This window comes from Jannaschia sp. R86511, from assembly GCF_042466345.1.
Lineage (GTDB): Bacteria > Actinomycetota > Actinomycetes > Actinomycetales > JBBAYJ01 > Aquipuribacter.
In genome coordinates, this window is the sequence record NZ_JAXHCD010000001.1 from 1,549,458 (window position 1) to 1,560,817 (window position 11,360).

The following is an 11,360-nucleotide window of genomic DNA, read 5'->3' on the forward strand; positions in this document are numbered from 1 at the left end:
GACAGACGACTAGGGTGCCCGCATGGCTGCGCACGCCCCCGTCGTCGACCTGCTCGGCGCCCTCGCGTACGGCGAGCTGACCGCGTTCAGCCGTCTGGCGGGCGACGCCGAGCTGGCCCCGAGCCTGGCCGACAAGGTGGCGCTGGCCCAGGTCGCGGCCACCGAGTTCCGTCACTACGAGGCGCTCGCGGAGCGGATCGAGCAGCTGGGAGCCGAGCCGCAGGAGGCCATGGCGCCGTTCTGCGCGCCGGTGGACGCGTTCCACGACCGCACCGCGCCGAACGACTGGCTGGAGGGCCTGGTCAAGGCCTACGTCGGTGACGGGATCGCCACCGACTTCTACCGCGAGATCTCGGCGTTCGTCGACGACGAGACCCGGGTCCTGGTGCACCGCGTGCTCGAGGACGCCGGGCACACCGAGGTGGTGGCCGGGGCCGTCCGGGCGGCCGTGGACCGGGACCCGCGGCTGGCGGGCCGGCTCGCGCTGTGGGCGCGACGGCTGGTCGGTGAGGCGCTGAGCCAGGCGCAGCGGGTGGCCGTGGACCGGGACGGCCTGGCGGCGCTGCTGGTCGGGACCGAGGACCAGCCGGGGGCCGACCTGGCCGAGATCGGCCACATGTTCGCCCGCATCATGGACCGCCACGGCGAGCGGATGAAGGTGCTGGGCCTGGCCCAGTAGCCGGCGGTCTCAGCCGCGCTTGCGGCTGAACCCGGTCAGCAGGGCGACGCCGAAGGCCGCCACCAGGACCTGGATGCCGAACTCGGCCCAGCTCCAGCCGTCGGTGTCCACCCCGGCGGTCGCTGCGAGGGCGGTGCCGGCCAGGGCGGCGAGGATGCCGACGCCGATGGTGAGCAGGCAGCCGATGGGGTTGCGGCCCGGCACCAGAAGCCGCCCCAGCACACCCAGGACGGCGCCCACCAGGACGGCGGACAGGATCGTCTCGACGGTCATGCGGGTGCTCCCGGGCGGGCTGGGGTGCCGGGCCTCAGGCGCCGCTGAGCGGCGGGGTGCCGAAGCCGACCTTGCGGACCTCGGTCGGGCCGGTCTCGACGTAGGCGAGGGCCTCGGTGGGGACGAACACGTGACGGCCCTTGGAGTCGACGAGCTCCAGCACGCCGCCGTCCGCGATGGCCTTGGCCACGGTCGCGCCGATCTGCTCGGCGGTCTCGGACGTCTCGAGGTTCAGCTCGCGCCCGGCGTTGCGCACGCCGATCTTGACCTCCACGGTGCCTCCTGTGCAGTGGTGGGCGCGCCGCGCCCGGTGTGCCGCGCCGGTCCGGCGGGGCGGTGACGAGCCTAACGGGTGGGGCGTCAGACCCCGGACTTGGGGAAGCCCCGGATGCCGCGCCACGACAGCGAGAACACCAGCCGGGCGGCGTCCTCGCGGGGGATCGGCCGGCCGTTGGTCAACCACCAGCGGGCCGTGACCTGCGCCTGCCCGACCAGGGCGATGCCCAGCATGCGGGCCTGCTCCGCGGGCAGGCCGGTGTCCTCGGCGATGACGACGCTGATGGGCTCGGCGCAGGCGGCCGTCATCCTGGCCACCCGGTCGCGGACCGCCGGCTCGCTGGTCAGGTCGGACTCGAACACCAGCCGGAACGCCTCGCCGTCGGTGTCGACGAAGGCGAAGAACACGCTCGTCACCCCGGCGACGCGCTGCTTGTTGTCGTGCGTGGCCTCCAGCGCGTCGCTGACCGCGGCGACGAGGGCGTCCACGTGGCGGTCGAGCACGGCCAGGTACAGCTCGAGCTTGCTGGGGAAGTGCTGGTAGAGCACCGGCTTGGAGACCCCGGCGCGCTCGGCGATCTCGTCCATCGCGGTCGCGTGGTAGCCGTAGGCGACGAACACCTCCTGCGCGGCGCCCAGCAGCTGCTTGCGCCGGGCGGGCCGGGACAGGCGGGTGCCCCGGGCGGGGTCCGCGGTGTCGGCCGCGGCGGCGCTGCTCATCACGGGGAGGGTACCGGCGGGTCGGCCCCGGCACGCGCCCGCAGCCGCGCGCGGGGCACGACGGTCAGCACCACCGCGTCGCACAGCCCGGCCCCGACCGCCCGCCGGGCCAGGCCGAGCCGGGCCACGTCCGGCGGATCGGCGACTCCCGACGAGGCGAAGGCTGCTCAGTCAGCGGGTTCGACCACGGAACCGCCGAAGCGGGCCTCCTGCAGTCTGCAGCGCACGCCACGGACCATGACGGCACCGTCCCCGGTGCAGGGCTCCCAACGTCCTCGGTCGTCGACGTGACCGGGCACGAAGCCGCCGAAGAAGGACCCGGACTCACCGCCCAGGGCTGCGGGGAGCCCGTGAGCCTGGCACCGGGCGGCCTCGGTGCACGCCAGGCACAGCGCTCGTGGGTAGCGGGCGGCCTGCAGGGCAGGACTCCCGCACACCGGGCACGTCCCTCGGTACCCGCCGGGCAGGTAGGCCGTGGAGACCGGCTCGGCGCGTTCTGCGTCGCTCACCCCCCAAGTGTCGCTGCACCGTCACCCCGGGACCACGTTCCTCGATCGTCGGCCGCCTCAGTCGTAGCCTTCTTGGCGTGGGTATGACGGCCGGACGCTTCGTGGTTCGCGTCGTCGAGCAGCTGCCGGAGGCCGGGGGCCTTGTCGCGGAGCATCTGGACGACAACGACGGGGTCCTGCTGCATCTGCTGGTCGGGGATCTGCGACGGTTCGCCTTCGACGCGTGGAAGCGTGACGACGGCAGCCTCCTCCAGCGGTGCCTGGGCCTGTTGGAACAGGCGTTGGTGACCGGCGACGACCGTGTGGACAACGCCGTCTCCCTCTCGTTCGTCGAGGACTCGAGCTGGTGGGAACCGCAGGTGCAACCGTTCATCGCCACCTGGCCCCCTGCTCTGACCGCTGAGGTCGAACGCCGGCGTGCGTCGCGCCCTGGTGGCTGAAGGAAGGGTGAGACCCGGCTGCCGAGGGCGTTCGGCCCGGTAGCCGACCGCGGGGTGCCCGCCAGGCTGACAGGCGCTGCGCGCGTTCGGGAGCGGGTGGCAGGCTGATGCCCGGGAGGACGGGCGGGGGACCGGTGGCCGGACGAGGCGCTGCGCGCCCGGGTCGCCCAGCCGTTCGCCCAGGTCTTCCGGGAGCGCTACCCCGCGCGGCCCGACCTGGTCGCCGGGCTCGTCCTGGACCTGGGCCGGCTGCTCGGGCTCGCCGTGCGCCGGGGTTGGGAGTCCGACGACCTCGACGGACAGCTCCGCCTGTCGTTGGGTCGTACGGGCTGGCGGGTGTGCTGGTCGGTGGAAGGGAGGCTGTACCCGGGCGCTCAGGAGGACGGGACCGCCGGGCTCTGCCGCCTCGAGCGCTCGGCCGGTGGGGTCTGGGCAGCCCTGTCGCCCGGGGCATTTGGGTGCGGACGGTCGCTCACCACCGATGAGTACTCGCCTGGTCTCGGGTCCTTGTGGAAGACCCGACTCGAGAGGAACACGGCATGACTGCCACGTACACCTGGGACGTGTTCGCCACCGTCGACGGCTTCGGCTCCTTCGCCGAGGGCGCCGACTGGGGCGGCTACTGGGGCAAGCAGGGACCCGAGCTGCTCCGGCACCGCGCGAAGCAGTTCGACCCCCTGCCGCGCATGGTCTTCGGCGCCACGACCTTCCGCGAGAACGCCGGGATCCTGGTGTCCGCGGACGATCCCCTGTCTCAGGACGAGTGGAACCAGCGCACCCTGCGCGCGCCGGCGACAGTGATCTCCTCCACCCTCACCGGCACCCTCGGGTGGCCCGACGCCACCATCGTCAGCGGTGACGCCGTCGACATCGTCCGCCGGCTCAAGGAGGAATCCGATGTGCCGCTGCGGTCCCAGGCCAGCTTGTCGCTCAACCGGGATCTGATGGCTGCCGGTCTCGTCGACCGCCTCCAGCTCACCGTCTTCCCCGTGATCTCCGGCCGCACCGGCACCAGCCCGGTCCTCGCCGGAGCCGACGACTTCGACCTGCACCTGCTCGAGAGCCACACGCTGGACGGGCACACCCACGAGCTGACCTACCGTCCGACCCGGCACTGAGCCGCCACGCGCCTGAGCCGCGCCTCCGTCCCGACCTGACCCTCTGCTGGCGCAGCGCTCCAACGCGGCGGCATCATGAGCCTGATCGCAGAGCAAGATGCGACGAGCTGCACCACGTCAAGGGACGTGATCTGCTCAACTGGGCTAGTGCGGACCCGTTGGCTCCCGGTCAGCGGTGTCCTGCTGCTTTCGCCGGTGTGTGCGGAGTACCTCTCGGCCTACGACGCCTCCACCATCAGCTTGCTGAGCCTCCTGGGTGGGCTGCTGGTGCTCGCGCCGTTGTACGGCGCGCCGGCGCTGCTCGCACGCGAGGTGGCCGTACGGCGCAGTCTGGGCTGGCCTGGACTCCTGCTGATCCTCACCGCGGTCGGTGTCCTGCAGGCCGTCGTCATCGACCAGAGCGTCGTCAATTCCGACTACCGCGACTACGAAGGCTGGAGCGAGTTCTGGCAGCCGACCTACGTCCCGGCTGCAGGCCTCTCGGCGTACGCCGCAGTGGCGTTCGTCCTGGGCCACACCGTGGGCTCGTTCGGTGCGCCGCTGGCGATCGTCTCGGTGGTCTCGCGCGACGGTGGGCGGTCGTGGCTCGGCCGCTGGTCGGCTGTGACCCTCGGCGTCCTCTACCTCGTCGCGGCGGCGCTCGTCCTCGGCGACCACGTCTCCTCAGAGGGGTGGCAACTGTCCACGGCCCAGCTCATGGTCTCTCTCCTCGTCGTGGTGGCGCTGGTGGGCATTGCGCTGCGGCGAACGGAAGGACCCGGAAGTCGTACGCCGCCGGCGCGTGCCTGGCGGGCGCCCTCCCCGATGCTGATGCTGCCCCTCGGCATGGCCGTGGAGTCCGCGCTCGCCTGGTCGATCGTCTGGCCGGCCCTGTTCGCGACCATCGTGGGGCTCGTGGTCGTGTCGGTCCTGCTCGTGCTGTGGGGTAGAAGTCGGGCATGGACGATCCGCCACGTCACGAGCCTCGCCGTCGGCGTACTGCTCTCCCGGGCACTCGGCGGGTTGCTGGTCGAGCCGGTCGACGGCGGTCGTACGGCGACGACGTACCTGGTGAACATCGGTGCCGTACTGCTCGTGGTGCTCCTGGCCGCTCTCGCCTGGCTCGCAACGCGTCGACGTACAAGAGACGTCGACCAGCCGGGCCTCCGAGCGAGCTCGATCTGAGAAACGCTCGTGCCCCGCAGGTGATCCACTAGGAGCTGAAGCGGCTGCAGCGGCAGACCCGCACGAGTCCTTGGCCCGTCACGCGGGCCTGCCCGGTAGCTCAGCCCCCACTGTTCGCAGGACATCGCTAGCCGCCGATCCCATCTGCCGATCGGCATACGGAGCGTGCCGGTGACCGATCGCCACCAGATGCGACTGCGGAACGCCGTAATCGATGTGGCCTACTTCCGGCCGCCTGCGTCGCCGCTTTGCTCCATGTGTCGGAGGTCGAGGCGGTGCCACTGCTGGCCGACGATCAAGTCCAGCACAGGACCTCGGCAGTGGAACTCAACCTCGGGAGGCAGCGGCTGGCCACTGATCGCGAGCTGCGCCCGGCCCGTCTCGACGAACCTGCCCTCGGTCAGTCGTCCCTGGATGACGAGCCCGGGGCTGTTGTAGTCGCCGATGAGCACGACGCGGTCGCCGTCCACCAGGAGCCCTCGAGGGCCCTCGACCTTGTGGGTGGCGTAGCTGCGCTCGTTGCCCTTGTCGATAACCGTGACGGCGAACTCGTCGTACGAGCACGTGAGGACCCCCGCCTGGCTGGAGACGTTGAGGGTGTAGCAGTCGTAGATGGACGGCTCCTGGTCGTGCTCCCACAGCGGGACGAATTCCTCCGACCACTGCACCAGGCCCGCCGCTCCCAGCGGCTGCGGGCCCGGGTCGTTCCAGCCGTAGTTGCCGAACACCCCCTCGTCGGAGTAGCCGACCCAGAGGGTCCCGTCGGCAGCACGCTGCAGATGCTGGACGCCGTCGCCCAGGCAGCCTTGCCGCACCGTGCGACCGTCCGCGTCCACGACACGGGCGTTCTGCTCGACCCCGTCCGGGCGCCACTCGCAGCTCCCCCCGACCACCAGGTAGCCGTTGCCACCCATGGGCTGAACCAGAGGGATGCTCAGCTGCATCTCTTGATCGACGACGGTGCTGTGGGTCAGCGCTCCGGTGTTGTCGTAGGTCGCGAGGAGCACTGCCCGGCCATCGAGACGTAGCGGTAGGCCATCGGCTTCCTCAGAGTCGACAGGGTCGGGGCGACGGCTCGGCAACGTTGGCTTCTCGGTGGAGGCCCATACGCACACGAGGTCGCCTGCGGGGCCGACTCCCGTGCTGATGAGCTCGCTGAAGCCGTCCTGCGCGGCCAGCGTCGCGACTTCGACCACGTCGATCAAGGGCGGTCGCTTCCGCAGGCTCCACTTCACGCACAACAGTCTGACAGCGTCGAGTAGGGCCGCGGCAGGAGTGACGAGCTACCCCACCCTGTCCGTTAGCCGACCCGCTATCGAAACGACCGCTGGTCACAGCAGATGCGACGAGAGCGTCGGCGGTCGGGCGTCCCAGTAGACCCGCCCGATCATGGTCACCGGGAAGGGGGCCTCTCGCGGGGCCACGAGGGCCGACCCGGAACACCACCGGCCACATCCGGGTTGACCACGACGACCGCCGCCGCCGCACCGAGGAGCCGAACCCGTGACCCTGCCCCCGCTCGTGGAGCCCGCCGCCGAGCTGACCGTGGACGAGGTCCGCCGGTTCAGCCGCCACATCATCATCCCCGACGTCGGGATGGCGGGTCAGAAGCGGCTCAAGAACGCCAAGGTGCTGGTGGTGGGCGCGGGCGGGCTGGGCAGCCCTGCGCTGCTGTACCTGGCCGCGGCCGGGGTGGGCACGCTCGGCATCGTCGAGTTCGACGTGGTCGACGAGTCCAACCTGCAGCGGCAGATCATCCACGGCCAGTCCGACGTGGGTAAGCCGAAGGCCCAGAGCGCCAAGGAGTCCGTGCTCGAGATCAACCCATTCGTGGACGTGCGGGTGCACGAGACCCGGCTGGACTCCGCCAACGTGCTCGACATCTTCCGCGACTACGACCTGGTCGTGGACGGCACGGACAACTTCGCCACCCGCTACCTGGTCAACGACGCCTGCGTGCTGCTCGGGATGCCGTACGTGTGGGGGTCGATCTTCCGGTTCGAGGGTCAGGTCAGCGTGTTCTGGGCCGAGCCGCCCGCCGGCCCCGACGGGGCGCAGCAGGAGGGCGTGCAGTACCGCGACCTGTACCCCGAGCCGCCGCCGCCGGGCATGGTCCCCAGCTGCGCCGAGGGTGGCGTGCTCGGCGTGCTCTGCGCGTCCATCGGCTCCGTCATGGTCAACGAGGCCATCAAGCTGATCACGGGCATCGGCGACACCCTGCTGGGCCGACTGCTGGTCTTCGACGCGCTCGAGATGAGCTGGCGCGAGGTGCGGGTGCGCAAGGACCCGCAGGGCGCCCCGGTCACCGAGCTCATCGACTACGAGGCGTTCTGCGGCACGGTCTCGGCCGACGCGTCCGCGGCCGTGGTCGACTCGACCATCTCCGTCAGGGACCTCGAGCGGATGCTGGCCGAGCGGGAGCGGGGAGAGCGCGACTTCGTCCTCGTGGACGTCCGGGAGCCCGACGAGTTCGACATCGTCCGCATCCCCGGCTCCGTGCTCATCCCCAAGGGCCAGTTCTTGTCCGGGGCGGCCCTGGAGCAGCTGCCCCAGGACACGCCGGTGGTGCTGCACTGCAAGGCCGGCACGCGCTCGGCCGAGGCGCTCGCCGTCCTGAAGGGCGCCGGCCACGCCGACGCGGTGCACGTGGGCGGTGGCGTGCTGGCCTGGGTCGACCAGGTCGAGCCGGACAAGCCGTCCTACTGAGCCCGGCTCAGGGCGCCTGCGGCCCGAAGCCGGGCCCGGGGCGCCCCTCCCAGGACTCACCGTGGACGTCGACCGTGCCGGTGTGGACGTCGATCCCCCCGACCGTGGTGGCGGCCTCGACGGACCGCGACGAGCTCGGGTCGGTCGGCACGCTGACGTCGGAGCCCCCCACGCTGACGTCGGTGCTGACCGCGTAGGCCTCGCCGTCGTCCGGCAGGCCGATCGTGATGCCCCCGGTCACTGTGGACACCCGTACGTCGGTGGGGGCGGCGGAGAACTCCAGCGCCGCCCCGCCGGTGGTCACCTGGACGTCGACCTGCTGCGACGACGAGTCCGTGAGCAGGACGCCGCCGGTGGTCATGTCGACCACGACGTCGCCGGCGAGGCCGTCCGCCTCGAAGCCGCCCGTCACCATGTCGACCACGACGTCGGTGCCGGGGTCGACCAGCAGCTCGTAGTCGATCTCGCACCGGCGCGGCCAGCTTCTGGTTGTCGCAGTCCGCGGCCAGCAGCAGGACGTCGCCGCGCCGCTCCAGCGTGACGTCGGCCTCGCTCCAGGACGTGGTCAGCCGGGCCGTCCCGGTGACCTCGCCGTCGGGTGACGGTGCCGTCGTGACGCCGGCACTGCCCGTGACGCCTGTGATGCGCACCTCGCGGACACCCGTCTCGTCGACGGCCACCTCGGAGGTCCGGGTCGCGGCCTGGTACACCAGCGCGCTGACCACCGCCGCCAGGGTGAGCACGACGGCCACCACGCCCAGACCGGCCAGCACGGCGGCCCACCAGGGCGTCCGTGGGCGCTCGGTCGGCACGGGCGGGCGAGGCAGGCGGGGCGGCGGGCCGTAGCCCGGGGGCGGCGGCCCGTAGGCGGGCGGCCCGTAGGCGGGCGGCGCGGGGGGAGGCGTGGGCAGCGACATGACGGGCTCCGGATCAGTCGACGTGCTCGAGGTAGCGCAGCACCGCGAGGACACGGCGGTGGTCGTCCCCGGCCTGAGGCAGGTCGAGCTTGGTGAACAGGTTCGAGACGTGCTTCTCCACGGCCCCCTCGGTGACGAACATGGCCGCGGCGATGCCGGAGTTGGAACGGCCCTCCGCCATCAGCCGGAGCACGTCGTGCTCGCGCGGGGTCAGCGTCGACAGCGGGTCCGCCCGGCGGGCCCGGGCGAAGAGCTGCGACACGACCTCGGGGTCCAGGGCGGTGCCGCCGGAGGCGACGCGCTGCATGGCCTCGACGAAGTCGGCGACGTCGGCCACCCGGTCCTTGAGCAGGTAGCCGACGCCCTTGGCCCGGCCCGCCAGCAGCTCGGAGGCGTAGTTCTCCTCCACGTACTGGCTGAGCACGACCACGGCGACGTCCGGGTACTGCTCGCGGACCACCAGCGCCGCGCGCACGCCCTCGTCGGTGAACGTCGGCGGCATCCGCACGTCGGTGAGGACCATGTCGGGCGCGTGCTGGGCCACCGCGGCGAGGAACGTCTCGGCGTCACCCACCGCGGCCACGACGTCGAAGCCGTTCTCGCTGAGCAGCCGGACCAGGCCCTCGCGCAGCAGGACGCTGTCCTCGGCCAGGACGAGACGCCGGCGCGGGGCGGCCGCGCCGGTCGGGGCGGTCGGGTCGGTGGGTGTGCTCGGCCCTGTCGGCTGGCTCACGGCTGTCCTCCGGTGGTGGTCGGTGCCGGTGCCAGGGGCAGCCGGACGGTGAGCACGGTGGGCCCGCCAGGCGGGGAGGACACGAGGACCTCGCCGTCGACCGCGCGGGCCCGGTCGCGCAAGCCTGTCAGCCCGCTGCCCCGGCGCGGGTCGACGCCGCCGTGGCCGTCGTCGGTGACGGTGGCCTGCAGGACCGGGCGCCCGTCGACCTCGCGGGTCTCCACGTCCACCCGGGCCGAGGTCGCCCCGGAGTGCTTGGCCACGTTGGTCAGCGCCTCGGAGACCGAGAAGTACGCGATCGCCTCCAGCCGGGCGGGCGGACGGGGGCCGGGCTGCACGTGCACCGACACGGGCACGGGCGAGCGGGCCGCCAGGGCCGACAGCGCCGCGTCCAGGCCCCGGTCGGTCAGCACGGGCGGGTGGATGCCGCGGGCGACGCGTCGCAGGTCGACCACCGCCTCCTTGGCCGAGGCGTGGGCACGGTCGAGCAGCTCCTCGACCCCACCCGGGTCGGTGCTCAGCCGCTGCTTGGCCAGCCCCAGGTCCATCGCGATGGCCACGAGCCGCTGCTGCGGGCCGTCGTGCAGGTCGCGCTCGATGCGGCGTCGTTCGGCCTCGACCGAGTCCACCGCCCGCTCGCGCGTCTCGGTCAGGGTCTCCACCCGCGCGCTCAGGGCGGCCTCGCGGGCCGCCGGGTCGGAGCTGATGGCCAGCCGGGCCAGCGCGACGTCGACGTGGCCGAGCACCCAGCCCAGGAACGGCATGAGCAGAAGCAGGACCGCGCCGCCGGCCGCGACCGGCCACGGCACCCAGGGCGCCACCTCCCGGCCCAGCAGCACCGCGCCGTCCGGCAGGGCCGGCGCGGCCAGCGCCACCAGCGACCCGGCCAGCAGGGTGGTGACGAGCAGCCCTCCGGTCAGGCCCCACAGCCCCATCAGCGTCAGGTACAGCAGGGACCGCCACGGCCGGGGGTCCAGGCCGATGCGCCGCCAGGCCGGCAGGTGCGGCGGCCGGCGCTCCATGGGCGGCACCCAGGTGCGCAGGAACACCGCGATCCGCCATCGCTCGGCGCCGACCATGCCGAACGCCAGCAGCAGGGTGAGCACCAGCACGGGCAGAGCGACCAGCGTGATCGAGCCGAGCGCGGTGCCGACCGCGCTGAGCACCACCGTCAGGAACACCACCGCCAGCAGCAGGTCCAGGACCAGGTGGACCAGGGCCGGCCAGCCCAGCAGCCACACGCGTCCCACACCGGGACGTCGGGCGGGGGTGTCGGTGGTGGCCGGGGTCATGCCATGACGGTAGGAGCAGCCGAGGCGCCCGCGCAGTGCGGCGGGCACGTCGACCCCGGGTGGGGGGAACCCCCCGGGCCGCCGTTGTGTCCGGCCGGGCGGGCATGCTGCTCCCGTGGCTCTCTCCCCGCAGGCGTCCAGCCCGGACGCGCCCAGCCCGGACGCAGGCGGGCCCGAGCTCGGCGAGTACGCCGAGGCCGTGCTCGACGTGGTCGACCAGGTGCCGTCCGGGCGGGTCACGACCTACGGCCGGGTCGCGCAGGTTCTGGCCGAGGCCGGGCTGGGCGGCGGCCCTCGCTCGGTCGGGGCCGTCATGGCGAGCCACGGCTCGGCGGTCGCGTGGTGGCGGGTGCTGCCCGCCGACGGCTCGCCCCCGGTCTGCGACCCGGGCACGGCCCTGGACCGGTGGCAGCAGGAGGGCACCCCGCTGCGGCGCTCGGGGCGGCGGGTCGACCTGACGGCGGCGCTCGCGGAGCTGCACACGCCCGACTGGCTGCCCGACGGGGACGACGGGTGAGCCGGGCGATCACGGC

At 72.8% G+C, this 11,360-nt stretch carries 15 protein-coding genes; 6 read left to right on the plus strand and 9 right to left on the minus strand.

Annotated elements, in window-relative coordinates:
- Window positions 1–22: 22 nt before the first annotated feature.
- Window positions 23–679 (plus strand): ferritin-like fold-containing protein, encoded by a 657-nt coding sequence (locus tag SJY06_RS07475; protein ID WP_380166183.1) that lies wholly within the window; start codon window positions 23–25, stop codon window positions 677–679.
- Between the two features lie 9 nt (window positions 680–688).
- On the opposite strand, the gene SJY06_RS07480 is transcribed toward SJY06_RS07475, so the two are convergent.
- From SJY06_RS07480 to SJY06_RS07500, 5 genes are all read right to left on the minus strand, one after another.
- Complete coding sequence (locus tag SJY06_RS07480) at window positions 689–952, minus strand: hypothetical protein (RefSeq protein ID WP_380166185.1); 264 nt, start codon at window positions 950–952, stop codon at window positions 689–691.
- A gap of 34 nt (window positions 953–986) precedes the next feature.
- Window positions 987–1,226: a DUF3107 domain-containing protein gene (locus SJY06_RS07485; RefSeq protein ID WP_380166187.1), complete on the minus strand. Its 240-nt coding sequence runs from the start codon at window positions 1,224–1,226 to the stop codon at window positions 987–989.
- A gap of 86 nt (window positions 1,227–1,312) precedes the next feature.
- Window positions 1,313–1,948 carry a TetR/AcrR family transcriptional regulator gene (locus SJY06_RS07490; protein WP_380166189.1) on the minus strand — a complete coding sequence of 212 codons (636 nt, stop codon included), beginning with the start codon at window positions 1,946–1,948 and terminating at the stop codon, window positions 1,313–1,315.
- Complete coding sequence (locus SJY06_RS07495; protein WP_380166191.1) at window positions 1,948–2,076, minus strand: hypothetical protein; 129 nt, start codon at window positions 2,074–2,076, stop codon at window positions 1,948–1,950. The genes SJY06_RS07490 and SJY06_RS07495 overlap by 1 nt, the downstream gene beginning before the upstream one ends.
- Before the next feature lie 39 nt (window positions 2,077–2,115).
- Complete coding sequence (locus tag SJY06_RS07500) at window positions 2,116–2,457, minus strand: hypothetical protein (protein ID WP_380166193.1); 342 nt, start codon at window positions 2,455–2,457, stop codon at window positions 2,116–2,118.
- Between the two features lie 77 nt (window positions 2,458–2,534).
- Between SJY06_RS07500 and SJY06_RS07505 the strand changes: the two genes are divergently transcribed.
- From SJY06_RS07505 to SJY06_RS07515, 3 genes are all read left to right on the plus strand, one after another.
- A complete protein-coding gene (locus SJY06_RS07505) occupies window positions 2,535–2,897 on the plus strand; it encodes a hypothetical protein (RefSeq protein ID WP_380166194.1) in 363 nt (120 codons plus the stop codon).
- A 539-nt stretch (window positions 2,898–3,436) separates the two neighbouring features.
- Window positions 3,437–4,015, plus strand: a complete 579-nt coding sequence (locus SJY06_RS07510) for a dihydrofolate reductase family protein (protein ID WP_380166195.1) — start codon at window positions 3,437–3,439, stop codon at window positions 4,013–4,015.
- 75 nt (window positions 4,016–4,090) lie between these two features.
- Window positions 4,091–5,179, plus strand: coding sequence for a hypothetical protein (locus SJY06_RS07515; protein WP_380166197.1), 1,089 nt, complete (start codon window positions 4,091–4,093; stop codon window positions 5,177–5,179).
- Between the two features lie 221 nt (window positions 5,180–5,400).
- On the opposite strand, the gene SJY06_RS07520 is transcribed toward SJY06_RS07515, so the two are convergent.
- Window positions 5,401–6,414 (minus strand): hypothetical protein, encoded by a 1,014-nt coding sequence (locus tag SJY06_RS07520; protein ID WP_380166198.1) that lies wholly within the window; start codon window positions 6,412–6,414, stop codon window positions 5,401–5,403.
- 274 nt (window positions 6,415–6,688) lie between these two features.
- Here SJY06_RS07520 and moeZ point away from each other — a divergent pair, with 274 nt between their 5' ends.
- Complete coding sequence (moeZ, locus tag SJY06_RS07525) at window positions 6,689–7,885, plus strand: adenylyltransferase/sulfurtransferase MoeZ (RefSeq protein WP_380169684.1); 1,197 nt, start codon at window positions 6,689–6,691, stop codon at window positions 7,883–7,885.
- A gap of 7 nt (window positions 7,886–7,892) precedes the next feature.
- Here moeZ and SJY06_RS07530 read toward each other — a convergent pair whose 3' ends face one another.
- The 3 genes from SJY06_RS07530 to SJY06_RS07540 all read right to left on the minus strand — a co-directional run bounded on the left by SJY06_RS07530 (window position 7,893) and on the right by SJY06_RS07540 (window position 10,827).
- Entirely contained in the window at window positions 7,893–8,309 is a 417-nt protein-coding gene (locus SJY06_RS07530; protein ID WP_380166200.1) for a hypothetical protein, read from the minus strand.
- A 506-nt stretch (window positions 8,310–8,815) separates the two neighbouring features.
- Window positions 8,816–9,454: a response regulator gene (locus tag SJY06_RS07535; protein WP_380169685.1), complete on the minus strand. Its 639-nt coding sequence runs from the start codon at window positions 9,452–9,454 to the stop codon at window positions 8,816–8,818.
- 77 nt (window positions 9,455–9,531) lie between these two features.
- Window positions 9,532–10,827 carry a histidine kinase gene (locus SJY06_RS07540; protein ID WP_380166202.1) on the minus strand — a complete coding sequence of 432 codons (1,296 nt, stop codon included), beginning with the start codon at window positions 10,825–10,827 and terminating at the stop codon, window positions 9,532–9,534.
- 115 nt (window positions 10,828–10,942) lie between these two features.
- On the opposite strand from SJY06_RS07540, the gene SJY06_RS07545 reads away from it, so the two are divergent.
- Window positions 10,943–11,344 carry an MGMT family protein gene (locus tag SJY06_RS07545; protein WP_380166204.1) on the plus strand — a complete coding sequence of 134 codons (402 nt, stop codon included), beginning with the start codon at window positions 10,943–10,945 and terminating at the stop codon, window positions 11,342–11,344.
- Window positions 11,345–11,360: the final 16 nt, after the last annotated feature.

Excerpts from the sequence above, each read along its gene's own strand:
- SJY06_RS07515 (WP_380166197.1), top strand. The coding sequence starts at position 4,091 with ATGAGCCTGATCGCAGAGCAAGATGCGACGAGCTGCACCACGTCAAGG.
- SJY06_RS07480 (WP_380166185.1), bottom strand. The coding sequence starts at position 952 with ATGACCGTCGAGACGATCCTGTCCGCCGTCCTGGTGGGCGCCGTCCTG.
- SJY06_RS07540 (WP_380166202.1), bottom strand. The coding sequence starts at position 10,827 with ATGACCCCGGCCACCACCGACACCCCCGCCCGACGTCCCGGTGTGGGA.
- SJY06_RS07475 (WP_380166183.1), top strand. The coding sequence starts at position 23 with ATGGCTGCGCACGCCCCCGTCGTCGACCTGCTCGGCGCCCTCGCGTAC.
- SJY06_RS07510 (WP_380166195.1), top strand. The coding sequence starts at position 3,437 with ATGACTGCCACGTACACCTGGGACGTGTTCGCCACCGTCGACGGCTTC.
- SJY06_RS07490 (WP_380166189.1), bottom strand. The coding sequence starts at position 1,948 with ATGAGCAGCGCCGCCGCGGCCGACACCGCGGACCCCGCCCGGGGCACC.